The sequence below is a fragment of the Brevibacterium sp. CFH 10365 genome, from assembly GCF_009299785.1.
Classification (GTDB): domain Bacteria; phylum Actinomycetota; class Actinomycetes; order Actinomycetales; family Brevibacteriaceae; genus Brevibacterium; species Brevibacterium limosum.
Map to the genome: position 1 here is coordinate 89,630 of NZ_VIGO01000006.1, position 25,799 is coordinate 115,428.

Here is a 25,799-nt window from a genome sequence, read left to right on the forward strand (position 1 = left end):
CCGGCGGCTGAGGAAATAGCCGCAGGTGCACCGGTGTTGATACGTTCTGTTGGATAAGCATGGACCAGGTGGGGGACGGATCTCGCCGGGCCCACCGACCGCGTCACAAAGGAGACCACGTGTCAATGGATCCCTCGCAGGAGCACACGCAGCCCGATCAGGGACTCGACCTGTCGGCAGTGCGCAGCAAGAACATGCCTGCCGAACAGGGCGGGACGGCCGGCGGCCCCGCGGCGGGTGCCGGCAGCGCCGGCGGCCCTGCAGGTCAGGACCCGAACGCAGTTGCCGTTCCGGGACTGGTCTTCGACGTCGATGAATCGACCTTCACCAGCCTCGTCGCGATCTCCGACCAGGTGCCCGTCGTCATCGACCTGTGGGCCGAATGGTGCGAACCCTGCAAACAGCTGTCGCCGATCCTCGAACGCGTCGTCACCTCCTACGGGGACCGCCTGGTGCTGGCCAAGGTCGACGTCGATGCGAACCCGCGCCTGCAGCAGGCCTTCGGCGTCCAGTCGATTCCCACGGTCGTCGCCCTCATCAAGGGTCAGCCCGTGCCGCTGTTCCAGAGCGCCCTGCCCGAACCGCAGGTCCAGGCCTACTTCGATGAGCTGCTCAAACTCGCCGGCGAGAACGGAGTGACCGGTTACGCGGTCACCGGCGGAACCGAACCCGAACCGGCCGGCCCCGCTCACCCCGAGGCCGAAGAAGCGCTCGCCAAGGGCGACTTCGATACCGCCGAGAGCCTGTTCAAGGCCGCGCTGGCGAACTCCCCGGCCGACGAAGAGGCGAAGTTCGGCCTCGCCCGGGCGGGGCTTGGCCGCCGCCTCATCGACCACGAGCCGGCCGACCTCATCGCCGCCGCAGATGCGAACCCGAAAGACGTCGAAGCCGCGAAGGCGGCCGCCGATGCCGAAGTCGTCGGCGGCAATGCCGGCAGCGCCTTCAACCGACTCATCTCTCTCATCCGCACCTCCGCCGGCGATGAGAAGGAATCCCTGCGCCTGCGGGTCCTCGAACTCTTCGAGGTCCTCGGCGCCGACGACCCAGCCGTGACCAAGGCACGGACCGCACTCATGAGGGCACTGTTCTGATCCAGCGAATCCGACTCATCACCGCCATCCTCTTCGGCGTCGCGGCACTCACGCTCGCCGGATTGGTCATCTCTGCGCTCTCGGTCGTCGGCACCGACGAGATCACCGAGACGCCTGCCTTCGAAGTCAGGGACGACGCCTATGCCGTCGTCCTCGACGAAGCGATCGTGCCCTATTCGGGTTCGAGCGTGACCGTGACGGCGAAGAACTCGAAGGGCACGGAGCTGTTCGTCGGCACCGCCAGCGGGGTCGACGCCGACAGCTACCTCGACGGGGTGGCGCAGGAGCAGATCAGTGATGTGTCGTTCCCGAATTCGGCCTCCCACCGGTTCACTCCCGGTGATGCGAAGCCGGAGGCCGGTATCACCGACCGCGACTGGTGGATCAGCCAGGACACGGGCACAACGGTCGCGAAGACTTTCGACCTCGATGCCGAACCGCAGATGCTCGTCATCGCCCCAGCGAACTCCGATGACAGTCTCGACGGAACGACGGTGAGCCTCAAGATGCGCGTCAAGGGCGTGTTCGCACTCAGCCTGCTCGGCATTGCCGGCGCCGTCATCCTCGCCGGGTTCTCCGTGTTCTTCTTCATGCGCTGGTGGGGCTCACGCATCCGCCCGCCGAAGAAGGACTCCGGTCAGCCGGGCCCGGACGACGACGGCGGCCACGGACCGGACGACGGCGGCAGTGGTCCTGACAGCGGCGGCTCCGGCCGGGGACCGGCCGACGAGCCTGCGGGCGAGGACGAGCCGGGTCCGGCGACTCAGCCGATCTCGACGGTGCAGCCGGGCACGAGCGGCCAAGTGCCGCCTCGGCGACGGGATCTGCGGCACCGTCGCTCCCTGCGGACGGTGACGGCGGCCGTGATGGGCACCGGACTCGTACTCAGCGGCTGCGCGAACATGCCGATCGCCAAACCCAGCAGCCCGGACACCACCCCGTACGAACGCACGGCGGTGCGCCCCGGTCAGGCCGGGAAGTTCATGACGAACTACACGGAATCTCTGGACAAGACACTCGGCGACAAGGGCAGCGACCTCGACAAGATCCAGGCGGCACCGCTCATCGACCACACCCGTGCACAGATCCAGATCGCGGACAAGGCGAAGCAGAAGCTGCGCGCACCGAACTTCACCGAGGTCGTCGCCGGCAGCCCGAGCTTCACGGAGTACCCGATGTGGTTCTACGCCTTCGGCACCGCGGACAAGAAGTCCACGGACGGGGACGAACCGCTGACCCAGGTGATGCTGGTGACGCGGGAATCGGCATCGACCGATCCGCTCGTGCGCTCCGCGTCCTATATCCCCACCGACCAGATGCCGACCCTCATGGCCGACGACCGCGGAGCCGTGGAGAAGGGGCCCGAGGAATTCAGCGACGACATGACCACCGCGTCCGGTGACGTCTCATCGTTCCTCGTCGACGGCAAGGCGAAGTCCGGGGGGCCCGAGGGACTCAAGGAGGGCGGATTCAAGGGATTCCGCGACTACGTGGGCGACCTGCGGGACAAGGACTCGGGCTTCGACAAGGTCGACGTCGACTGCAGACCCTATGAGGACCTCAAGTTCGAGGACATGAGCTTAAGCACCGAGAAGGGCGCGATCGGGATGGGCGAAGTGCGCTGCACGCTGACCATCAAGGCGCCGTCCGACTACGCGCTCGACCTCGGCGACACCGTCGAAGCAGTGAAGACGAACGACAAAGAGGGCGACACCATCAAGGTCGACACCGCACACCCCTATGTGCTGATGAAGACCGGTGACGAACTCACTGCCGTCGCCACCGACTGGAACGTCCTGTCCTCCAAGGTGGAGTGAGGCGGGCTCAGCTGCGGTGGGCGCGACGGCCGACGCGCAGCAGCCACCACAGGCCGATGAGCGGCAGGAGCAGCGGGATATAGCCGTAGCCGCTGCCGAAGTTCGACCACACCGACGGCTTCGCGAAGTCCTCGGGATGGGTATGGCTGAGGATGCCGACGACGATGACGCCGACGAACTCGATCGCGCAGGCGGCGACGGCGATCCGGTGCGAGACGCGGTTGCCGATGACCAGGCAGACCGTGGCGAGGATGTAGATCACCGCGGCCATTGCGGACAGTGAGTACGCGATCGGCGCGACGTCGAATTCGCGGATGAGCTGGTAGCCCGCCCGTGCCGTGGCCGAGAGCGCGAAGACCCCGTACACCGCAGTCAGCGCCCGTCCCGGTCCCGTATGCATCGCCGAGTACGGGGACCGTCCCGTCTTTCCCCTCGCCGAGGCGGCCGTGGAGTCTTTCCTGTCCGCTGAGTTCGCATCGTCGGCGGAGCCCCCGCCGAACCGGTTGCGTCTGGTCACTGCCAAATCTGGTCCAATCTCTCGATCATCACGATCACCGTCAGTCCTGCTGCGGCCAGCACTCCGGGTCCCCAGCGGCTCAGTTCCGCAAACGCCCAGAACCCGGCCAGCGCCATGACCATGATCGCGGTGATGATGTAGCCGAAGTAGAGCAGCGGGTCGACATCATGCGTGGAGCCGAAGGTCGCAATCGAGATGATCAGCTGCACGATGAGCAGCAGCAGAAGCAGCGCGGCACCGCCGAGCAGAGCCTTGCCGGCCGGACGGTTGCGGACGGTCTCGATGATCGACCACAGGGTCAGGATGCCGGTGACGGCGTAGAGGACGATGGTGAAAACGGTGAACACCCGACCCAGTTTAGTCGGCATCAGTGCCCGGCGACTTCTCCGCATGCGCCGCTTCGCGGGTGAGATGCCGCACGGATCCTGGCCGTAGCCCGGCTCACGCCCTAAAATTGCAGGGTGCCCATCTATCTCGATCACGCAGCCACCTCGCCGATGCCCGCCGAGGTGCTCGAGGTGTACACGAAGGAGTTGGCCCGCAGGGCCAATCCCTCGGCCCTGCACGCGGTCGGCCAGGCGGCACGGATGCGCATCGAAGAGGCACGGGAGGACATCGCCCGTGCGGTCGGTGCGGCCACCTCGTCGGAGGTGATCTTCACTTCGGGAGGCACCGAGGCGGACAATTTCGCGCTCAAGGGGCTCTACCTCTCCCGCAACGACGGGACGTTCACCGCTCCGGCCCGCCCGCGGGTGCTGACGACGACGATCGAACATCCTGCGATCCTCGAGGCCGTGGAGTGGCTGGAGAGCCTCGGCGCCGAAGCCGTCTACCTCGATGTCGACTCGGCAGGACGTCTCGATCTGGACGCGGCGACCGCCGAACTGCATCGCGACCCCGAACGCACCGCGCTCATCAGCGTGATGGCCGCGAACAACGAGATCGGCACTCTGCAGCCGATCGCCGAGATCGGGCAAGCGGCCTTCGAACTCGGCATTCCCTTCCACATCGACGCCGTGCAGGCGCTCGGACAGATCCCGCTCGACTTCGCCGCACTCCAAGCGACGGCGATGACGATCACCGCGCACAAGATCGGCGGCCCCGTCGGCATCGGCGCACTCCTGCTCGACCGCGCAGCGGCTCCGACGCCCATCCTCCACGGCGGGGGACAGGAGCGCAGCGTGCGCTCGGGCACCCTCGACGTCGCCGGTGCCGTGGCCTTCGCCGCCGCCGTCGACCTCGTCACTGCCGACCTCGAGGCCCGCGCGGTACGACTGTCGGGTCTGCGCGACCGCCTCATCGCGGGAATCGAATCGAGCATCGACGGTGCCGTGCTCTCCGGTCCGCGCGGAGCGGACCGCCTGCCGGCCAACGCCCATTTCACCTTCCCGGGCTGTGAGGGCGACTCGCTGCTCTTCGGTCTCGATGCCAGGGGGTTGGCCACCTCGACGGGATCGGCCTGTTCTGCCGGCGTCTCCCGTCCCTCCCATGTGCTCCTGGCATGCGGGTTGGATGAAGACAGCGCCCGCACCACCCAACGCTTCACGCTCGGTCACGACACGACCGAAGCCGATGTCGATGCCCTGCTCACGGCCCTTCCCGAGGTCGTCGACCAGGCACGCCGAGCCGGGATGGTTTCGGCAACACCCCGATGGATGCAAGGAGCATCATGAGAGTACTCGTCGCCATGTCCGGCGGAGTCGATTCGTCCGTGGCCGCCGCGCGCGCCGTCGATGCCGGACACGAGGTCGTCGGCGTCCACTTGGCCCTGTCCCGGATGCCCGGCACCCTGCGCACCGGATCGCGGGGCTGCTGCACGATCGAAGACTCCCGCGACGCCCACCGCGTGGCGGGAATGCTCGACATCCCCTTCTACGTCTGGGACTTCTCCGAGAGGTTCAAGGAAGACATCGTCGATGACTTCATCGCCGAATACGCGGCCGGTCGGACCCCGAACCCGTGCATGCGCTGCAATGAGCGCATCAAGTTCGCCGCCCTCCTCGACCGGGCCCTGGCCCTCGGCTTCGACGCCATCGCCACCGGTCACTACGCCGAGGTGGTCCGCGATGACGACGGTCGGCCCGAACTGCACCGCGGTGAGGACCTGGCCAAGGACCAGTCCTACGTCCTCGGTGTGCTCACCTCCGATCAGCTCGAGCACTGCTACTTCCCGATCGGTGCGACCGCGTCGAAGGCCGAAGTGCGCGCCGAGGCGGCCGAACGCGGGTTCTCCGTGGCGAACAAGCCCGACTCCTACGACATCTGCTTCATCCCCGACGGGGACACGAAGGCGTGGCTGGCCGATAAGATCCCGATGCGTCCCGGACTCATCAAGGACGCCGAGGGCGAAGTGCTCGGCGAGCACGACGGGGCGATGACGTACACGATCGGCCAGCGCAAGGGTCTGGGCATCGAAAAGCCCGCCGCGGACGGCAAACCGCGCTTCGTCACCGGTCTCGACCCGGCGACGAACACCGTCACCGTGGGATCACGCGGCGATCTCGCGGTCTCCCATCTCACCGGCATCCGCACCTCCTGGGCCGGGGCGGCCCCGGCGGACATGGGCTCCGCCCCCACCTCGGCGATCGACTGCGAGGTCCAGATCCGCGCCCACGCCGATCCGGTGCCGGCCCGTGCCTGGCTCGGCGAATTCGTCGCCGAAGCACCCGAGCATGAGGCGAACCCGATCATCGACGAGGTCGAGGTGCCGGCCGCACGTCCGGCCGGGCAGCTCATGCACGTCGACGTCGATGAGGAGCTCTCCGGAGTGGCCCCGGGCCAGACCATGGTCATCTACCGCGGCACCCGCGTGCTCGGCCAGGCCACCATCGACTCCACGGCGAAGGACCGCATCACCCCGGCACCCGAATTCGCCGACGCCTGAGCCCGCCCCACCTCCCCGAGGTGGCGGGTTCAGGGCCGATGTCGGTCACTGGCGATACTCTGGGGGCATGAAGGAAAGTCCCCAAGATGTCGTCACGGCACCTTATGGAACCTGGTCTTCACCTCTGGGCGCCGCCGAGGTGGCCGCCGGTGCCGCTCCGATCTTCGACGCCGCCTTCCGCGGGGATGAGATCTTCTACTCCACGAAGATCCCCACTGAGAAGGCCCGCACCGGACTCGTCCGCACGTCACTGTCGCGTCCGGGAGAGCGTGAGCAGGTCATTCCTGCCGGCTTCAACATCCGCTCCGCCGTCCACGAATACGGGGGAGCCTCATGGGCTCTCGACCAGAGCAGCGAGGTCATCTACTTCGTCAACGCCGCTGATCAGCGCGTCTGGCAGATCATTCCCGGGCGTGCCCCGCATGCCCTGACCCCGGACACCTCGGGGCGGATCCGCTACGGAGATCTGCACATGAGCCCATGGGGACTCCTGTGCGTGCGCGAGGACTGCCGGTCCACCCGTCGCGAACGCGCCATCGTGCTGCTGACGAAGCACGGGACGACGAATGTGCTCTCGACCCACTCTCATTTCATGGCCTGGCCCAGGCTCTCACCCGACGGCAGCACCCTGGCATTCATCGGCTGGGAGCACCCGAACATGCCCTGGGACGGAACCACCCTGTGGCTGGTCGACGTGCGCACACCTGCCACGCCTGCGGTCGCCGTGCTCAGCGGCGACGGGATCGAGCGCCCGCGCAGAGCCGATCCGGCGATGCCGAGCCCGACCGACCCCGGGATCTCCCTGCTGCAGCCGGAGTTCACCTCGGACTCCTCCCTCCACGTCATCTCCGACCACGAGGGCCACTGGTCGCTGTACGGCCTCGATTTCGACCCCGTCGTCACGCGACCCATCGTCACCGACGAACGGAACGCACCGGCACCTGAACCGATCGGCGTCGACCGTCTGCGGTCGGTCATCGACACGGGTGAGGAGATCGGCGGCGCCCTGTGGCAGCTGGGCACCCGTTGGCACCTCAACGACGGCGATGAGGTGTGGGCACATTCGCAGGCGGCGACGGCGACGCTCGTGCGCCGCCGACTCACAGACGGCCCGGCCAAAACGGACTTCGGCCCGGCTGTGGGCGGGACAGACGCCGTAGGCGGGACAGACGCTGCAGTCTGGGAGACCATCGACACGACGGGGGAGACGTTCGGCACGATCGAACTCCTCGATCTCGGGCGCACCCACCTGTTGCTGACGGCGAAGTCGACCAGGCGTCCCGGAGTCCTCTATGCCGTCGACCGGGTGACCGGACTGTTCACCGAGATCGCCAGCGAACGCCTCGACACCCATCAGAGCTACTACTCCCGCCCACGGGTCGGCGAACTCGGGGGAGTGCCCGTCGTCATCCACCCGCCCCACAACCCCCGGTTCGCGGCACCCGACGATGAGCTCCCGCCCTTCATCGTTTCGATCCACGGCGGTCCCACGGGGCAGGCGACGCCGGAGATGACGGCCCGCACGAGCTTCTTCACCTCCCAGGGCATCGGCGTCCTCGAAGTCAACTACGGCGGGTCGACCGGTTTCGGTCGCGCCTGGCGCGACCGTCTGCGCGGGGGGTGGGGAGTCGTCGATGTCGAGGACACCGTCGCCGCGGTCAACGGACTCGTCACGGCCGGTCTCGCCGACCCACGGCGCATCGCGATCTCCGGAGCCTCCTCGGGCGGGTGGACGGTGTTCTCGGCTTTGGCCTCGACGAACGTGTTCGCGTGCGGCACCTCGTACTTCGGCGTCACCGACCTCATGCGGTTCGTCGTCGACACCCACGACTTCGAATCCCATTACATCGACAGTCTCGTCGGCCCCTGGCCCGCCGCCCAGGACGAGTACATCACCCGGTCGCCGATCCGCCGGACCACCGATATCAGCGCGCCCGTGGCCGTCATGCAGGGCGACCGCGACCCGATCGTCCCACCCTCGCAGGCCCAGGAGTTCGTCGATACACTCGAACTGGCCGGAGTGGAGTACATTTACCGTCTGTACAAGGGCGAATCCCACGGCTTCGTCCGCGCCGAGACCATCATCGATTCCCTGGAAAGCGAGTTCGGATTCTATGTCGACGTCTTCGAAATCCCGCGCGGGCACCAGCATGGCTGAACTCGACCCCACCAACCGCCTCGATCGCGACCGATCCACTCCCGCCGAGGCGGCCGCCCCCGAGGTCCCGACAACCGTCCTGCCCGCCGCCACGACAACGGGAATATGGCTGCCCGGATCCCGCGATCCGAGCCGTGGCTATATCGCGACCAGCCCCGTCCGCGAAGCCGCAGCCGCAGGGTTCGACATCCTCGCCGACCAGCTGCCGCCCGTGCCTCTGACCGCCCACCAGGCCGAGAGCCGGTGGGGAGCCGATTCGATCGGCCGCGCCGTCGGGCTGCTCACCGAACTCCACGTCGACCGCACCTCCTACGGATGGCGGCTGACCACCTCGGCGGGCAAGGACGAACGCCTCGAGGACTCGGCCCTGATCGAAGCGTTCGACGCGATCGCCGAATACGGTCAGTCCCGCCCCGGACAGATCCAGATCAGCCTGCCGGGACCGTGGACGCTCGTGACCGCGCTGAGCCTGAGCTCCGGCGCCCGCGTCCTCGGCGATCACGGCGCCCGACGCGACGTTGTACAGGCCTACGCCTTCGGCATCGCCGCCTTCACCGACCGGATCGCGGGCCTGGGCATGCAGCCGACCGTCCGCCTCGTCGAATCCCGGCTGACCCCGGTCCTCACCGGAACCTGGCCGACCGTGTCCGGGTGGGCGAGCCTGCCCGCGATCAGCGAGTCCCAGGTGTGGGCGGCGCTCGAATCCACGCTGCGTCACCTCCCGCCCACCGTGCTGGCCCTGCCGAATCTCGACCCTCTGCACCTGCAGGGCAAGGAGATTCCCGCCGCCGAGGCGCTCCGCCGCACCGGCGCCCGTTCCGTGTCAGTGCCGTTGGCTGCCCTGAGATCACACAGTTGGGAACAGCTGGCGATCCTCGCCGAGGCGGGGCTCGGCACCTGGATCCACCTGCCGCCGACGGCCGGTGGGCGATCGGACGCGGTCAATCACTGGTGCGATCGGATCCGCACCCCGTGGTCACGCATCGGCATGGGAGACGCGAGCCTGCGCGATTTCGGGATCGTCGCCGGGCCGGAACTGCCGATGACCCACCCGCCGCTGCTGGAGGACCAGCAGGGGATCGGTCCCGAACACAACCGGGGAACCATGACCATCGCCGCCGGTCTGCGGCGGGCTCTTGAGGAGATCGAATGACCACGACACCGGAGAACGCAGACTCGCAGAACTCAGACGCGAAGTCGGCGGAAGCGAAGTCGGCGGACGGGTCGACCCTCGACCTGTCCGCGGTCGATCTGTCGGACGCGGCCGAGCGCGCCCAGGCCCATGCTCAGCTGACCGAGAGGATCGAGGAGCTGCGGGCCGCCTACTATCAGGACTCCCTGCTCGTCTCCGATGCCGAGTACGACGAGCTCGTCCACCGCCTCGAAGACCTCGAGACGAAGTACCCCGAACTCGTCACCGACTCCTCACCGACTCAGACCGTCGGCGGAGTCGTCGACACCTCGACCTTCGACCCGGTCGAACACATCGGCCCGATGTACAGCCTCGACAACGTCTTCGACTACGACGAACTGCGTGCCTGGTACGAACGGGTGCGGTCGGCCACCTCGGCGAAGTCGAAGTTCCTCTGCGAACTCAAGATCGACGGACTCGCCGTCAACCTGCTCTACCGGAACGGCGAACTCGTCCGCGCTGCCACGCGCGGCGACGGACGCATCGGTGAGGACATCACCGCGAACGTGCGCACGATCTCCGATATCCCGCACCACCTCGACACGGAGCACCCGCCGGCCGAGGTCGAGATCCGCGGTGAGGTGTTCTTCCCCGTCGAGGATTTCGCCGAACTCAACGCCTCCCTCGTCGCCGATGGCAAGGCGCCCTTCGCGAATCCGCGGAACTCCGCGGCCGGTTCGCTGCGGCAGAAGGACCCGGCCGTCACGGCACGCCGGCCCCTGCACATGCTCGTCCACGGAATCGCCGTGTGGGCCCCGGCCGACGATTCGCATCCGGAACCGGCCCACCAGTCCGAGGTCTACGAGCAGTTCCGGTCGTGGGGTCTGCCGATCAGCGACTATTACACGGTCCTCGACACCGTCGACGAGATCGAGGATTTCATCGGCTACTACGGCGAACACCGTCACGACGTCACCCACGAGATCGACGGAATCGTCATCAAGATCGACGATATCGCCGTGCAGGAGACCCTCGGCTACACCTCGCGCGCACCGCGGTGGGCGACCGCCTTCAAATACCCGCCCGAGGAGGTCACGACGAAGCTCCTCGACATCCAGGTGCAGGTGGGCCGGACCGGGCGAGTGACGCCATTCGCCGTGATGGAACCGGTGACCGTGGCCGGATCGACCGTGGAGCGGGCGACCCTGCACAACGGGCACGAGGTCAGACGCAAGGGTGTGCTCATCGGCGACACCGTCACGCTGCGCAAGGCCGGCGACGTCATCCCCGAGGTGCTCGGCCCGGTCGCGGCGCTGCGCGACGGGTCCGAACTCGAATTCGTCATGCCCACCCACTGTCCGTCCTGCGGGACCGAACTCGGTGAGCAGAAAGAGGGCGACAAGGATCTGCGCTGCCCGAACTCGCGGTCGTGCCCGGCCCAGCTGGCCAATCGCATCTTCTACCTCGCCTCCCGGGCGGCCTTCGACATCGAAGCCCTCGGGGAGGAAGCCGCACTGGCGCTGACGGCGCCGGCCGAACCGGAGACCCCGCCGTTGACCTCGGAGGCCTTTCTCTTCGACCTGACCCCGGAGGTACTGGCCGACGTCAAGATCTGGCGGGACAAGAAGGTCAAGGGTGTGGAGACCGGTGAGCGGGAGCTCGTGCCCTACTTCTACACCCGCGGGACCGCGAAGAAGCCGAGTGCCCCGAGCGCGAACACGAAGAAGCTCTTCGATGAGCTCGAGAAGGCGAAGGATCAGGATCTGTGGCGGGTGCTCGTGGCCCTGTCGATCCGCCATGTCGGACCGACCGCGGCGCGGACCCTGGCCGCGAAGTTCCGCACTCTCGGCGCCATCCGTGAAGCGGGAGAAGAAGAGCTCTCCGCGGTCGAGGGCATCGGTCCGACAATCGCGAAGAGCCTGCGCGACTGGTTCGAGGTCGACTGGCATATCGAGATCGTCGAGACCTGGGCGGCAGCCGGAGTGCGGATGGAGGACGACGAGGTCGAGTCTGCTGCGCAGACACTGGAAGGGCTGACGATCGTGGCCACGGGATCGCTGAGCTCCTTCACCCGAGACGGGATCAAGGAGGCGATCCTCGGTGCCGGAGGGAAGGCGGCGGGCTCGGTATCGAAGAAGACGGACTATGTCGTCGCCGGTGAGAACGCCGGATCGAAGCTGGACAAGGCCGAGTCGCTGGGTGTGCCCGTGCTCGACGAGGACCAATTCAGAGTTCTGCTGGAGACCGGCAGCCTCGACTGAATGCTGTCTGAGCACCGTGCCTGGTGCCTGAAGGGAATACATGCTGGATCCCGGAGGTTCCATGGTGCGGCTGCGTACTCATTCGTGACCGAACTCGAAGTCGGGGTTCAGACTCAGTCAAGCTCAGAGACAGCTTCGGATGGAAGAGTGTGGGACATGAGATGGATTCCCCGACTCCTCGCCGGTACCTGTGTGGTCGTCGCCGCGGCCATGACAGCGGTACCGTTGACGGCAGGACTGGCCGACCTGGTTCTCAACCCGGGTCCGCACAGCACCAAACGCAGCGCACAGCCGGCGCTGACCTCCATGCGCACTCCGGCCGCTCCGTCCAGCGGGCGAACCGAGGAGGCGGGCACAGCCCAGGATGAGCCAGTGCTCGAAGGCACGATCGTCGATGACTCGGCTAGAGGCCCGGCTTTCACCGGAAGACAGGCGACCGGTGCACTCTCGGCCGGCGCATTGTCGACCGACGCCCTCTCGACCGGCACACTGTCGGCTGGCGCGCTGTCGACCGGCACGGAACTCGTCGCGGCCACTGCGGCCGACGCAAAGGATCGCATCGCAGACCTGTCCGCCGATCTGCAGGCCGGAGTCGCGGCAGGCGAATTCACCCAGGCCGACGCCGACCGAGTCCTCGCCGACATCGCCCCGTACATCCACGGCGACCGCACCTGGCCCGAACGCCTCACCCCCTAACAATTACTACCCGACGGCGGCCCAGCAACCTCGCGCGAGGTTGCTGGGCCGCCGTCAGGTAGTTCTGGGGGAAAGTCACAGCGCGACCTCGGAACCGCGTCCGGTGGAGAGACTAGACTGGGGTGTCAGTGTTAACGACGATGAAAGGCAGGGAATGACGGAGTCTTCCGCAATCACCCCCGAACAGGTGGAGCATCTGGCTTCACTGTCTCGGATCGCCATGGGCGAGGACGAGCTGAAATCGCTCGCCGGTGATCTCAGCACAATTCTGGGAAACGTCGCCAGGGTCAACGAAGTGGCCGGCGACGATGTGCCCGCAACCAGCCACCCCATCCCGCTGACGAACGTCATGCGCCCCGACGTCGTGGGCGAGACGCTGACCAGCGAACAGGCACTGGCCTCGGCCCCGGCCGCCGAGGACGACAAGTTCCTCGTCCCGCAGATCCTCGGGGAGGAATGAGATGACCGAACTGACGAAAAAGAGCGCTCTCGAACTCGCCGCAGGACTGGCCTCCGGCGAGTTCTCCTCCGTCGAAGTCACGCAGGTGCACCTCGACCGCATCGCCTCCACCGAGGATGACTTCAACTCCTTCATCACCGTCACCGACGAACTCGCCCTGGAGACGGCGAAAGCCGTCGATGCCAAGCGTTCCGCCGGGGAGGACCTCCACGCCCTGGCCGGTGTCCCGGTGGCGCTGAAGGATCTCGTCGTCACCGAGGGCGTGGCCACCACCGCCGGATCGAAGATGCTCGAGAACTGGGTTCCGCCCTATGAGTCGACGGTGCACAACAAGGTCAAGAACGCCGGTCTGCCGGTGCTCGGCAAGACCAACCTCGACGAGTTCGCCATGGGATCGACGACCGAGCACTCGGCCTTCGGCAACACCCGCAACCCGTGGAACCTCGAGCATGTGCCCGGCGGTTCCTCCGGAGGCGCGGCCGCAGCCCTCGCCGGATTCCAGGCTCCGCTGTCCGTGGGCACCGACACCGGCGGATCCGTCCGCCAGCCCGCCGCATTCACCGGTACCGTCGGCGTGAAGCCGACCTACGGCTCGATCTCGCGCTTCGGCATCATCGCCATGGCCTCGAGCCTCGACCAGGTCGGACCGATGGGCCGTTCGGTCGCCGATGCCGCGGCTTTGCACGAACTGCTGGCCGGACACGATCCGCTCGATTCGACCTCGCTGCCCGATGACGTGGCCGGATTCCTGGGCGCCGCCCAGACCAGCGACCTCAAGGGCAAGAAGCTCGGGGTCATCAAGCAGCTGGCCGGTGAGGGCTACCAGGACGGAGTCCGCACCGCGTTCACCGCCGCGCTCGAGACCGCTGCCGCCGCCAGTGCCGAGATCGTCGAGGTCGACTGCCCGTCGATCTCCTACGCCCTCGACGCCTACTACCTCATCATGCCCTCCGAGGTGTCCTCGAACCTGGCCCGCTACGACGGCATGCGCTACGGCCTGCGCGTCGAACCCGAGTCCGGCCCCGTCACTGCCGAGACCGTCATGTCCGCCACCCGCGCCGCGGGCTTCGGCGATGAGGTCAAGCGCCGCATCATCCTCGGCACCTACGCCCTGTCGGCCGGCTACTTCGACGCCTACTACGGTTCGGCGCAGAAGATCCGCACCCTCGTTCAGAACGACTTCGCCAAGGCCTTCGCCGCCTGCGATGTCCTCGTGTCCCCTACGGCACCGACGACCGCGCTGAAGTTCGGTGCGGAGAAGGCCGCCGACCCGATGGCCCTTTACCTCGGCGACGTGGCGACGATCCCGGCGAACCTCGCCGGAATCCCCGGACTGTCCCTGCCTGCCGGTCTGGCCGATGGTCTGCCCGTCGGCTTCCAGATCCTGGCCCCGGCCCGTGAGGACATCAAACTCTACGAGGTGGCAGGCCCCCTGGAAGCCGCACTCGAAGCCGTCGGCGGACGCGTGCTCGACACTCTCGCGGAAGGACTGGAAGCCAAGTGAAATACGAAGACGCGATCAAGAAATACGATCCGGTCATCGGCATCGAGGTCCACGTCGAACTCGGCACCGCGACCAAGATGTTCGACGCCGCCCCCAACACCTTCGGCGGCGGACCGAACACTAACGTGACCCCCACCTCCCTCGGCCTGCCCGGGTCCCTGCCCGTGGTCAACGAGAAGGGTGTGGAGTACGCGATCAAGATCGGTCTGGCGCTCGGCTGCGAAATCGCCGAGACCTGCCGGTTCGCGCGCAAGAACTACTTCTACCCTGACGTGCCCAAGGACTTCCAGACCAGCCAGTCCGATGAGCCCATCGCGGCCGAGGGCCAGGTCGAGGTCGAACTCGAGGACGGGACCATCGTCACCGTCCCCGTCGAGCGCGCCCACATGGAGGAAGACGCAGGTAAGAACACCCACGTGGGAGGGGCCACCGGCCGCATCCAGGGTGCCGACCATTCCCTCGTCGACTACAACCGCGCCGGTGTTCCGCTCGTCGAGATCGTCACCCACCCGATCACCGGGACAGGGGAGAGAGCCGCCGAGGTGGCCGCCGCCTATGTGCGCACCCTGCGTGACATCTTCCGCGCCCTCGAGGTCTCCGAAGCCCGCATGGAACAGGGCAACGTCCGCGCCGACGTCAACGTCTCCCTGCGGGAGAGCCCGGACGCCCCGCTGGGCACCCGCACGGAGACGAAGAACGTCAACTCCTTCCGCTCGATCGAACGCGCAGTGCGCTTCGAGATCGCCCGCCAGGCGACACTGCTCGAGGCAGGGGAGAAGGTCGTCCAGGAGACCCGACACTTCCACGAGGAGACCGGAGAGACCTCGTCGGGACGTCCGAAGTCCGACGCCGACGACTACCGGTACTTCCCCGAGCCCGACCTCGTTCCGCTGCAACCCTCCCGCGACTGGGTCGAACAGCTGCGGGCGAGCCTGCCCGAGCTGCCGGCGCAGAAACGTCGCCGCCTCCTCGCGGAGTGGAAGTTCTCCGACCTCGAGATGCGCGACATCGTCAACGCCGGACTCCTCGAAGCCATCGAGGACACCGTCACCGCCGGTGCGAAGCCTGCCCAGGCTCGCAAATGGTGGACCGGTGAGGTCGCCCGCCTGGCCAATCAGGAGGACAAGCACCCCACCGAGATCGTCACACCCGCCCAGGTGGCAGGACTCGTCGACCTCATCGGACAGGGCAAGCTCAACGACAAGCTGGCAAAGGATGTGCTTACCGGAGTCGTCGCAGGCGAAGGCGAGCCCGCCGAGGTGATGAAGACCCGCGACCTCGAAATCGTCGAGGACACCGGTGCACTCGAAGCCGCCGTCGAGGAGGCCATCGCGGCCAACCCCGATGTGGTCGAGAAGATCAAGGGCGGAAAGATGCAGGCCATCGGCGCGCTCATGGGCCCGATCATGAAGGCCACCCGCGGACAGGCCGATGCCGGAAAGGCCAAGGACCTCATCCTCGCCAAGATCAACGGCTGAGTACAGGTCCGAACTGATCCTGGTCGACGCCGGTGCCTGACAGTGCCGAGCAAGACTCAGGATTGATCCAGCCACACCCTCTAGACTGTGCGTCCAAGGGAACCGACCGGTTTCCCGAGCACAGCGGAGGGTGTGGCTGTTCGCATTCCCCGCAGCTGACGGCCCGCAGGGCAGGGCCGAGTGCGTGACCCACACGCGTGGAGGTGAAGCGGTGTCTGAGTGGAAGTCGCTGTGGAAGAGCGAATGCGGGAAGTCCGCGCCGATCTATCGGGTGCTCGTGCCCGACAGCGTCAACGAGGCTGTGCTGCGGGCGTGGAGCGCCCGCGGATACCGCTATACGGCCGGAGCCCCCAGCGCGATCATGCTCACCGGTGGGATGAGCCGGAACTTCTTCCGCTCCAGCGTTCTGTTCAAGGGCGGCACCGCTGCCGGCACTGCCGTGACCGCAGGATTCGCAGCACCCGGGGGACTGGCCCTGGTCTCGGGATTCGCCGATGCTGCCCTGACCTTCGGCGGCATGGGTGCGGCCACGGCCCTGGGCACCGGGATCTTCGCCGCGGTCACTGGTCCCAAATATCTGCGTGATCCGAAGCGTCTGAGCCGGAAGAATCGGCGCAAGGTCTCGGGCGCCAAATGGGTGACCCCGGCCAGCCTCGGCTATCTGCCCGGTCGCAAGGACGGCCGCGACACCGACGAACAGCGTCTGTTCCATCTGGCGGTCACGATCGCCCGGAAGATCGTGCGCACTCGTGCGTGGACCCATCCGATACTGAAAGACCACGTTTCCCGCGTCGACCTCGACCATGCCGTGGCCTCCATCGGAGTGCGCCTGCAGGAACTCGTCAGCCTGCGCGAGGAGATCGAAGACATCCGCGATGCGGGGACCGCGAAGTCCGTGGAGACGTACCTGTCTAAGCTGGCCGTCGCATTCTCGTCGATGGCCCGCCGCGTGGAGTCGATGCACGAATACTATGAGCGGCTGCTCGAACTCGACCAGCAGCTCATGCTGCTGCACAACTCCGAACGCTCCCGCGAACTCGGCGATCGAGTGCTCGATGTGCTCTCCCGCACCGCCGCCGACGATTCCGCCGATTGGCAGTTCAGAGAGCTGCGCATCGACGCGGACTCGCAGTCCTCGATCATCTCCGGACTCGTCGCCGAACTCGATCAGACCGCCGATGACTTCGACGACTTCGATACCCGTCTGGCCGCGGCGCAGAAGTCCGTCGACGAACTCGAAGCTTAGGCCCCAGCTGGGCCGAACTCAGTGACCGAAGGGGTCGGGATCGACCCCCGGCATCCATGACAGTCCCGGCTGGTTGTAGCCATGAGCCTCCTGGGCTCTCTTCCACTTCTTCGACCAGCGCTTGTCGAGTCGGTCGACGTAGAGCGTCCCCTGCAGATGGTCGTATTCGTGCTGCATGATGCGGGCGAACCATCCGTCCGCGCTCAGCGTCACTGCTTCACCGTTCTCGTCGAAGCCGTTGACGGTGACCCTCTCGGCGCGTTTGAGAGGGAAGTCGAGAGACGGCACCGACAGGCATCCTTCGGACTCGTCATCCGGGTCCGGGCGGGTGTCAGGAACCTTCGACGCGATGAGCACAGGATTGATGAAGGTGCCGCGGCGGCGCTCTCCATAGCCATCGTCGGCATGGAAGACGAAGATGGATCTGCCGACGCCGATCTGCGGTGCGGCCAGGCCGACACCGTTGCTGGCGTCGAGTGTCTCGTGCATGTCGGCGACGAGTTCGGCAAGACTCTCGTCGAACTCGCTGACCTTCTCGGCACGACGATGCAGAACGGGCTCGCCGCAGACGACGATGGGATGAATAGCCATGAGCACAATCGTATCGGTCCCCTGAGACGGCGTCGGACTCCGCCCGGTGACAGCTCCATGGCTCGAACGCGGGGAGGGGTGCCTCGGCGTCTCATGTTTTCGCAGCACACAGACATCGCACCCGAGTGGGGCGACGTCGGCACCGCAGCGACGAACTCACCGGTGCGGCCACCTCGGTGATTCTCCGTTCTGATTGCTCAGCGGTTGACGGGATCCGAAACTCGAGCGAGTGGATAGATATGCGAGAATTCCGGGATCGTGATACAGATTGTCACAAAGTTTCGCCCCCAGCGAACAGGTATTGTTGAGCAACATATCTGGGAACATGTTCAGGGTCGGCGTGGTTATGATGAGGGTAAACCGTCTCGGACCACGAGATGAAAGCTGTCGCTCAACCCTTGCCGGAACCGCTCTGCCGAGTGGCGAGAGGCCTGTGACGGCGGGTGCACACAGTAGCGTGAAAGGACTTACTTTGACTATCTTCAACAATGTCTCCGAACTGGTCGGCCGTACACCGCTGGTCCGCGTCAACAAGGCCAGCGAGCGCTCGGGCGCTGAGATCGTGGCCAAGCTCGAATCGTCCAACCCCGGCAACTCGGTCAAGGACCGCATCGGCGTGGCGATGATCGACGCAGCCGAGCAGTCCGGTGAACTCAAGCCCGGCGGAACCATCGTCGAGGCCACCTCGGGCAACACCGGCATCGCTCTGGCCATGGTCGGCACCTCGCGTGGCTACAAGGTCGTCCTCACCATGCCCGAGTCGATGTCGAAGGAACGTCGTGCACTTCTGCGCGCCTTCGGTGCCGAACTCGTCCTCACGGACAAGGCTGCTGGCATGAAAGGCGCCGTGGAGAAGGCCGAAGAGGTCGCTGCGGAAGGCGCGGTGCTCGTGCGTCAGTTCGAGAACAAGGCCAATGTCGCTATCCACAAGGCCGCCACCGGCCCCGAGATCCTCGCCGATACCGATGGCAAGGTCGACATCTTTGTTGCGGGAATCGGAACGGGCGGAACGATCTCCGGCGCAGGGGCTGCGTTGCGTGAGGCGAACCCCGACGTCAAGATCGTCGCCGTCGAGCCCGCCGCATCGCCGCTTCTGACCGAAGGCAAAGCCGGACCCCACGCGATCCAGGGGCTCGGTGCGAACTTCATCCCCGGCATCCTCGACACGGAGATCTACGATGAGGTCGTCGATGTCGACAACGAGGTGGCCATCGAGCGCGCTCGTGAAGTGGCCAAGGAAGAGGGTCTGCTCGTCGGAATCTCCTCGGGTGCCGCCCTTTTCGCAGCTGAGGAGGTCGCTTCTCGACCGGAAAATGCGGGTAAGCGAGTCGTTGTCATCATCCCGAGCTATGGTGAGCGGTACCTGTCGACACCGCTGTTCTCCGAATACCTCGACTGACAGCGAGCGATCGACATGAGGGCGTCAAACTCCGGTTTGGCGCCCTCACTGTCTCACATCCTCGACGGACAGAACCAAGAGCAGAATAAGGACGGACATGATGAAGGCACTGTGGACTGCGGCCGCCGCGATCGCGGGAGCGGCAGCGTACGGGTTCAGCCGACCCGGGGTGCGTGAGACCCTGCGCGAAGACCTCGATACCGTGCGGCGACGGGACCCTGCGGCGACGAGCGACTTCGTCTCGCTGGTCTCCTATCCCGGAATGCACGCCATCTGGGCGCACCGCGGACTCCACCGGCTGTGGCAGCACGACGCAGGAAAGACCCCGGCGCGACTGATGTCTCAGCTGGTGCGGACGCTGACCGGTGTGGAGATCCACCCGGGGGCGGAGATCGGACGTCGATTCTTCATCGATCATGCCAACGGAGTCGTCATCGGCGAGACCTCGGAGATCGGCGACGACGTCATGCTCTACCACCAGGTCACCCTCGGCGGCACGTCGATGGCACAGGCGAAGCGTCACCCGACGATCGGCAACCACGTGCTCGTCGGGGCCGGGGCGAAGATCCTCGGCCCTGTCGTCGTCGGCGACAACTCCGCGGTCGGAGCCAATGCCGTCGTCGTCAAGGACGTGGCAGCCGATTCGAGCGCCGTGGGCATCCCCGCGACCGTGCGTTCGAAGAAGAAGGATGGAGCCTCCGCGGCGAAAGCTGAGGCCGAATCGTCAACGCGGCATCCGGACTTCGTCCTCGAGGACCCCGCCCTCTGGATCTGAGTTCGCGCCCTCGACCAGGGCCTGTTCCACCTCCTCGGCGTCGGTCGGCTCCACCTCGCGGGCACCACTCGGTTCCACCTCCTCGGCGTCACTCGGTTGCGCCTCCGACCACGGTGGACCGACCACGCGCGGCTCCTGCCTACGGGCAGGGGTCGCTTTGGGTTCATTGTCTGGTCGATCCGGGGCGCTGGGGACCGGAATATCACCGCGGATCGACCAGAGAATCCGCTCAATGACCTCCCACTCGGCAGCCGGGAATACTTTGGCGACCACTTCTGTTAAGATTTCAACTAGTTACTTCAAAATTGAAGTTAGTTCAATCAGCAGGGCGACCGCGCGACCCGCAGGGGCCCAGAAGCAGGAGGCGTCATGGAATTCGGAATCTTCACCATCGGCGATGTCACCACCGACCCCACCGACGGCACCACCGTCAGCGAACACCAGCGGATCAAGAACACCGTCGAGATCGCGAAGAAGGCAGAGGAAGTGGGCCTCGACGTCTTCGCCACCGGTCAGCACCACAACCCGCCCTTCGTGGCCCCGGCGAACCCGCCGGTCCTGCTGGCGAACATCGCCGCACAGACTTCGACACTCGAACTCTCCACGGCGACGACCCTCATCACCACGACCGATCCCGTGCGCATCGCCGAGGACTACTCCTACGCGCAGCATCTGTCCGACGGTCGCATCAGCCTGATCATGGGCCGCGGCAACACCGGCCCCGTCTACCCGTGGTTCGGCAAGGACATCCGTGCCGGCATCCCGCTGGCCGTCGAGAACTACAACCTCCTCTACCGTCTGTGGCGGGAGAAGAACCTCGACTGGGAAGGCAAGTTCCGGACTCCTCTCAATGGTTTCACGGTGACCCCGACCCCGCTCGACGAGGTGCCGCCGTTCGTGTGGCACGGTTCGATCCGCAGCCCCGAGATCGCCGAGCAGGCGGCCTACTACGGCGACGGGTTCTTCCACAACAACATCTTCTGGCCGACCTCGCACACCGCCCGGATGGTCCAGCTCTACCGTCAGCGCTATGAGTACTACGGCCACGGCACGGCCAGCCAGGCGATCGTCGGCCTCGGCGGTCAGGTGTTCATGTGCAAGAACTCCCAGGACGCCGTCCGTGAGTTCCGCCCCTACTTCGACAACGCGCCGGTCTACGGTCACGGACCCAGCCTCGAGGACTTCTCGACGCAGACCCCGCTGACCGTCGGTTCGCCGCAGCAGGTCATCGAGCGCACCCTGAGCTTCCGCGACTGGGCCGGGGACTACCAGCGTCAGCTGTTCCTCATCGACCACGCGGGACTGCCGCAGAAGGCCGTGCTCGAACAGCTCGACCTCCTCGGCGAAGAGGTCATCCCGGTGCTGCGTGAGGAATTCGCGAAGGGCCGTCCAGCCGACGTCCCCGATGCGCCGAACCACGAGTCCCTGGTCATCCGGCACAGGGAAGGCCGCGACCCGATCCCCGGCGGCGGAGAAGGATCGCGCGCCTTCGAAGACCGCCAGGCACGCGCCGCCGAAGCGGCACAGGAAGGAGCCGACCAAGCATGAGCACGAACACGATGAACATCGTGGCCGTGACCACCTCGCTCAGCGAGGACTCGACCACGCTCAAACTCACGAATCGGATTCTCGACAGGGCCGCCTCGGCGGGGGAATCGGTGGGCATCGATGTGACCACGGGCGTCATCAACATCCGCAACCTCGCCACCGCGCTCACGGATATGACCCTGACCGGGTTCCGGTCCGAATCCCTGGAGACGGCCTTCGCGACCATCGCGGCAGCCGACGCGATCGTCACGGTCGCTCCGGTGTACAAGGCCGCCCCGGTGGGTCTGCACACGCTGTTCTGGCAGCTCATCGACGACAAGGCGCTGAGCCGCAAGCCCGTGCTCATCGCCTCCACCGGCGGCACGGCGCGCCATTCGCTGGCCGGGGATGCGGTGCTGCGGCCGATGCTGTCTTACCTCAAGGGCATCGTCGTGCCCACGACGGTCTTCGCCGCGACCGACGACTGGGGGACGGTCGAGGGCGGCCGGGCGCTGACCGCCCGGATCCGCCAGGCGGGGGAGGAGCTCGTGTCCCTGACCGCAACGATCATCGGGGCCGGAAACGACGACCTCGCCGAGGTGGCCGCCCCCGATTCCGTCACCGCGCGGTTCCCAGGCGGGCAGGCAGCGGCCGCGGCCGCGGGAACGGGTTCCCGCGGAACCGTCGACGAATTCGACCCTGCGAACGTCACCCCGTTCGCGCAGCTGCTCGAGGGCTGAGATGACGGAGATCAGATTCGGGCTCGGACGGGAGGCGCTGGCGCAGAACGCGTGGCGGACCTATTTCGAGACCTCGCAGCGCATCCGCCAGGCCCTCGAGGTCCAGCTCAAGGACGATGCGGGGCTCGACGTCAGCGACTACAACACTCTGCTCCTGCTGTGGGAAGCGCCGGACCGGACGCTGACGATGAGCGCTCTGGCGAAGAAGCTCGTCTTCTCGCCATCGCGGCTGAACTATCGGATCAAGGTCCTCGTCGACGCGGGGCTGGTGACGAAGACCCAGTGCCCCGAGGACGGGCGTGCCCACAATGTGGCGCTGACCGAGGCGGGGGCGCGGGCATTCCTGGCCGCCGGGTCCCAGCACAAGAGCTATGTCGACGAGATCTTCTTCGGCCATGTCAGCGATGCCGAACTCGAGGTGATCGAGGCCGTCTTCACTCGGATCGGGGATGCTCTGCCCGAGTGCTGAGGGATGCTCTGCCCGAGTGCTGAGGCGGGTCCTGCTCGAGTGACGAGGCCCGTCATCTCAGAGTGACGGAGGTCTCGGCACTGAGCAGGGCGGCGTGCCACAATGAGGGCATGTCCATCACCACAATCGCCTTCCCGAACTCCGAGCTCCGCAATCGTGTGATCGCTCAGATCCCCGCACACCAGCGCGCAGATGTCGACCTCGTCGTCTTCTCCGATGCCGAACGTTCGGCCAAGCTCAGCCGTGACGATGTCGACGTCGTCGTCCTGCCCTACCTTGATTCGGGGCCGACGATCGAGCTGCTCGACGAGCTGCCCAACCTGCGTATGGTCATCACGCAGACGACCGGATTCGATCCCGTCGCCCATCTGCCCGAACGCGGAATCCAGGTTGCGACCGCCTCCGGTGTGCACACGGGCGGAACCGCCGAGCTCGCCCTGGCGCTGACGCTGGCCAGCCTGCGCGGAATCGACGACGCCGTGCGCTCGCAGGTCTCACGGGTGTGGGAGCACCATCGCTACCGTTCGCTGCAGGACCGGCGCGTGATGATCATCGGCGTCGGCGAGATCGGCTCGGCCATCGCCGACCGCTTCGACCCCTTCGAAGTCCAGCTCACCCGTGTCGCCTCGACCGCGCGTGAGGACGAACGCGGGAAGATCCACGGCGTCGACGAGCTGCCGAAGCTTCTGCCCCACACCGAGGTGGTTGTGCTCATCACTCCGCTCAACGAGGGCACACACCAACTCGTCGACGAGAAGTTCCTCAGCCTGCTGCCCGACAATGCGCTCATCGTCAACGTCGCCCGCGGCAAGGTCGTCGACACGGATGCGCTCGTGGCAGAGCTCGCCACCGGACGACTCCATGCCGCCCTCGATGTCACCGACCCGGAGCCGCTGCCGCGCAACCATGCGCTGTGGGGAACCCCGAACACCCTCATCACACCCCATGTCGGAGGCGACACTTCGGCCTTCGAACCACGGGTGGTGAAGATTCTCGCCGAGCAGGTCAGGCGAATCAACGACGGTCAGCAGCCGGTCAACCTCATCAAGGTCTGAGGATCCGACAATAGGTCACGCGACTCTGACCTAAGCGGTCTGGAAAACCGGGTCGCTGTCGGACTCTCGCATGGTGCCCAGGAGAAGTTCCACCATGCGAGAGTCCGGCGTGCGGATGCTGAAATCGGGCGTAGCATGCCTGCATGAGCATCGATACAGACAACACCACTCCCGACATCAAACCCCGTTCTCGCGATGTCACGGACGGCCTCGAAGCCACCGCCGCGCGCGGAATGCTTCGCGCCGTCGGCATGGGCGACGATGACTGGGTGAAGCCGCAGATCGCGATCGCGACCTCGTGGAACGAGATCACCCCCTGCAACATGTCGCTGCAGCGTCTCGGCTCGGCCGCCAAGGAAGGCGTCCACGAGGCCGGCGGCTTCCCGCTGGAATTCGGCACCATCTCCGTCTCGGACGGAATCTCGATGGGCCACGAGGGAATGCACTACTCGCTGGTCTCGCGCGAGGTCATCACCGACTCCGTGGAGACCGTGATGAGTGCCGAACGCCTCGACGGCTCCGTGCTCATGGCCGGCTGTGACAAGTCGATCCCGGGAATGCTCATGGCCTCCGCCCGTCTCGGGCTCTCGAGCGTCTTCCTCTACAACGGTTCGATCATGCCCGGAACCGCGAAGATGGAGGACGGCTCGGAGAAGGAAGTCACTCTCATCGATGCCTTCGAAGCTGTCGGCGCCTGCCGAGCGGGCACCATGTCCCAGAAGGACGTCGACGCCATCGAGCGCGCCGTCTGCCCCGGTGAGGGTGCTTGCGGCGGAATGTACACCGCGAACACGATGGCCTCGGCCGCTGAGGCCATGGGCATGTCGCTGCCGGGATCGGCCGCGCCGCCGGCCATCCACCGCAACCGGACGATGTTCGCTCGCAAGTCCGGTGAGGCGGTCGTGAACATGCTGCGCCAGGGCATCACGGCGCGTGACATCATCACCCGCGAATCGCTGCACAACGCGATCGCCGTGGTCATGGCCTTCGGCGGTTCGACGAATGCGGTGCTCCACCTGCTGGCCATCGCCCACGAGGCCGGAGTGACACTGGAGCTCGACGACTTCAACCGCATCGGCGACAAGGTTCCGCACCTGGGCAACGTCAAGCCATTCGGTCAGTACGTGATGAACGACGTCTTCAAGATCGGCGGCGTGCCCGTGATCATGAAGGCCCTCCTCGACGCCGGTCTGCTCAACGGCGACTGCCTGACCGTGACCGGCAAGACCGTGGCCGAGAACCTCGAGTCGATCAACCCGCCGGACCCGGACGGGAAGATCCTGCGTGCGCTCAACAATCCGATCCACGCCACCGGTGGTCTCACCGTGCTGCAGGGATCACTCGCTCCCGAGGGGGCGGTTGTGAAGTCCGCAGGCTTCGACGCCGATGTCTTCGAGGGCACTGCGCGTGTGTTCGACCAGGAGAAGCCGGCCATGGATGCCGTCCTCAATGGGGAACTGAAGAAGGGCGACGTCGTCGTCATCCGCTACGAAGGGCCGAAGGGCGGACCCGGAATGCGCGAGATGCTCGCGATCACCGGTGCCATCAAGGGCGCAGGCATCGGCAAGGATGTCCTGCTGCTCACCGACGGTCGCTTCTCCGGCGGCTCGACCGGTCTGTGCATCGGCCATATCGCCCCCGAGGCGGTCGACGGCGGTCCGATCGCGCTCGTTGAGGATGGTGACAAGATCACCGTCGACATCGCGGCCCGCTCGATCGAGCTCCACGTCGACGAGGAGGTGCTGGCCGAGCGCCGCAAGACCTGGACGCTGCCCGAGAACCACCGCCTGACCGGTGTGCTCGGCAAGTACGCGAAGCTCGTGCAGTCGGCGTCGAAGGGCGCGGTCTGCTTCTGAGCCGGTTTCCGGTCCCTTGCCGACGCTGAACGCTTCCGGTTGACGGGACCGGTTCCACCATCGCCGAGGCGGTGCAGACGGAGAGTCTGCGCCGCCTCGGCGATTCTGTTGCCGGTTGTCGTGGGCGGTTGGCCAGCGATCTG

The 25,799-nt window shown here is 66.3% G+C and carries 22 protein-coding genes; 19 read left to right on the top strand and 3 right to left on the bottom strand.

All coding sequences use genetic code 11. The features are described from left to right. The first annotated feature begins 125 nt into the window (after positions 1-125). Entirely contained in the window at positions 126-1,091 is a 966-nt protein-coding gene (locus FHG09_RS13190; protein ID WP_152348362.1) for a tetratricopeptide repeat protein, read from the top strand. A gap of 62 nt (positions 1,092-1,153) precedes the next feature. Then, entirely contained in the window at positions 1,154-2,908 is a 1,755-nt protein-coding gene (locus FHG09_RS13195; protein WP_227492756.1) for a hypothetical protein, read from the top strand. A gap of 7 nt (positions 2,909-2,915) precedes the next feature. On the opposite strand, the gene FHG09_RS13200 is transcribed toward FHG09_RS13195, so the two are convergent. Beyond that, positions 2,916-3,308, bottom strand: a complete 393-nt coding sequence (locus FHG09_RS13200; protein WP_152348363.1) for a hypothetical protein — start codon at positions 3,306-3,308, stop codon at positions 2,916-2,918. 113 nt (positions 3,309-3,421) lie between these two features. Beyond that, complete coding sequence (locus FHG09_RS13205) at positions 3,422-3,772, bottom strand: hypothetical protein (RefSeq protein ID WP_152348125.1); 351 nt, start codon at positions 3,770-3,772, stop codon at positions 3,422-3,424. 114 nt (positions 3,773-3,886) lie between these two features. On the opposite strand from FHG09_RS13205, the gene FHG09_RS13210 reads away from it, so the two are divergent. The 10 genes from FHG09_RS13210 to FHG09_RS13255 all read left to right on the top strand — a co-directional run bounded on the left by FHG09_RS13210 (position 3,887) and on the right by FHG09_RS13255 (position 17,244). After that, entirely contained in the window at positions 3,887-5,098 is a 1,212-nt protein-coding gene (locus FHG09_RS13210; RefSeq protein ID WP_152348126.1) for a cysteine desulfurase family protein, read from the top strand. Further along, positions 5,095-6,309 carry a tRNA 2-thiouridine(34) synthase MnmA gene (gene mnmA, locus FHG09_RS13215; RefSeq protein WP_152348127.1) on the top strand — a complete coding sequence of 405 codons (1,215 nt, stop codon included), beginning with the start codon at positions 5,095-5,097 and terminating at the stop codon, positions 6,307-6,309. Before FHG09_RS13210 ends, mnmA begins: the two co-directional genes overlap by 4 nt. A gap of 67 nt (positions 6,310-6,376) precedes the next feature. Further along, entirely contained in the window at positions 6,377-8,467 is a 2,091-nt protein-coding gene (locus tag FHG09_RS13220) for a prolyl oligopeptidase family serine peptidase (protein ID WP_152348128.1), read from the top strand. Beyond that, positions 8,460-9,620 (top strand): hypothetical protein, encoded by a 1,161-nt coding sequence (locus tag FHG09_RS13225; RefSeq protein ID WP_227492757.1) that lies wholly within the window; start codon positions 8,460-8,462, stop codon positions 9,618-9,620. The genes FHG09_RS13220 and FHG09_RS13225 overlap by 8 nt, the downstream gene beginning before the upstream one ends. Then, complete coding sequence (ligA, locus tag FHG09_RS13230) at positions 9,617-11,860, top strand: NAD-dependent DNA ligase LigA (RefSeq protein ID WP_152348129.1); 2,244 nt, start codon at positions 9,617-9,619, stop codon at positions 11,858-11,860. The genes FHG09_RS13225 and ligA overlap by 4 nt, the downstream gene beginning before the upstream one ends. Before the next feature lie 156 nt (positions 11,861-12,016). After that, positions 12,017-12,556: a hypothetical protein gene (locus tag FHG09_RS13235; protein ID WP_152348130.1), complete on the top strand. Its 540-nt coding sequence runs from the start codon at positions 12,017-12,019 to the stop codon at positions 12,554-12,556. Between the two features lie 154 nt (positions 12,557-12,710). After that, on the top strand, positions 12,711-13,016 hold the full coding sequence (gene gatC, locus FHG09_RS13240) for an Asp-tRNA(Asn)/Glu-tRNA(Gln) amidotransferase subunit GatC (protein ID WP_135808767.1): 306 nt from the start codon (positions 12,711-12,713) through the stop codon (positions 13,014-13,016). 1 nt (position 13,017) lies between these two features. Next, on the top strand, positions 13,018-14,520 hold the full coding sequence (gatA, locus tag FHG09_RS13245) for an Asp-tRNA(Asn)/Glu-tRNA(Gln) amidotransferase subunit GatA (RefSeq protein WP_152348131.1): 1,503 nt from the start codon (positions 13,018-13,020) through the stop codon (positions 14,518-14,520). After that, positions 14,517-15,998: an Asp-tRNA(Asn)/Glu-tRNA(Gln) amidotransferase subunit GatB gene (gene gatB, locus FHG09_RS13250; RefSeq protein WP_152348132.1), complete on the top strand. Its 1,482-nt coding sequence runs from the start codon at positions 14,517-14,519 to the stop codon at positions 15,996-15,998. Before gatA ends, gatB begins: the two co-directional genes overlap by 4 nt. Before the next feature lie 211 nt (positions 15,999-16,209). Next, on the top strand, positions 16,210-17,244 hold the full coding sequence (locus FHG09_RS13255) for a hypothetical protein (protein ID WP_227492758.1): 1,035 nt from the start codon (positions 16,210-16,212) through the stop codon (positions 17,242-17,244). An 18-nt stretch (positions 17,245-17,262) separates the two neighbouring features. On the opposite strand, the gene def is transcribed toward FHG09_RS13255, so the two are convergent. After that, on the bottom strand, positions 17,263-17,835 hold the full coding sequence (def, locus tag FHG09_RS13260) for a peptide deformylase (protein WP_152348133.1): 573 nt from the start codon (positions 17,833-17,835) through the stop codon (positions 17,263-17,265). A 472-nt stretch (positions 17,836-18,307) separates the two neighbouring features. Here def and cysK point away from each other — a divergent pair, with 472 nt between their 5' ends. The 7 genes from cysK to ilvD all read left to right on the top strand — a co-directional run bounded on the left by cysK (position 18,308) and on the right by ilvD (position 25,656). Continuing rightward, on the top strand, positions 18,308-19,234 hold the full coding sequence (gene cysK, locus FHG09_RS13265; RefSeq protein ID WP_152348134.1) for a cysteine synthase A: 927 nt from the start codon (positions 18,308-18,310) through the stop codon (positions 19,232-19,234). A gap of 100 nt (positions 19,235-19,334) precedes the next feature. Further along, positions 19,335-20,009 (top strand): serine O-acetyltransferase, encoded by a 675-nt coding sequence (gene cysE / locus FHG09_RS13270; protein WP_152348366.1) that lies wholly within the window; start codon positions 19,335-19,337, stop codon positions 20,007-20,009. Between the two features lie 369 nt (positions 20,010-20,378). Then, entirely contained in the window at positions 20,379-21,557 is a 1,179-nt protein-coding gene (locus FHG09_RS13275) for an LLM class flavin-dependent oxidoreductase (RefSeq protein WP_152348135.1), read from the top strand. After that, the gene (locus FHG09_RS13280; protein WP_227492759.1) at positions 21,554-22,276 is read left to right on the top strand and encodes an NAD(P)H-dependent oxidoreductase; all 723 of its coding nucleotides are present in this window, start codon (positions 21,554-21,556) and stop codon (positions 22,274-22,276) included. Before FHG09_RS13275 ends, FHG09_RS13280 begins: the two co-directional genes overlap by 4 nt. A 1-nt stretch (position 22,277) precedes the next feature. Continuing rightward, a complete protein-coding gene (locus tag FHG09_RS13285) occupies positions 22,278-22,745 on the top strand; it encodes a MarR family winged helix-turn-helix transcriptional regulator (RefSeq protein WP_152348136.1) in 468 nt (155 codons plus the stop codon). A 110-nt stretch (positions 22,746-22,855) separates the two neighbouring features. Beyond that, positions 22,856-23,800, top strand: a complete 945-nt coding sequence (locus tag FHG09_RS13290; RefSeq protein WP_152348137.1) for a 2-hydroxyacid dehydrogenase — start codon at positions 22,856-22,858, stop codon at positions 23,798-23,800. Positions 23,801-23,943: 143 nt separating this feature from the next. After that, entirely contained in the window at positions 23,944-25,656 is a 1,713-nt protein-coding gene (gene ilvD / locus FHG09_RS13295; RefSeq protein ID WP_152348138.1) for a dihydroxy-acid dehydratase, read from the top strand. Positions 25,657-25,799: the final 143 nt, after the last annotated feature.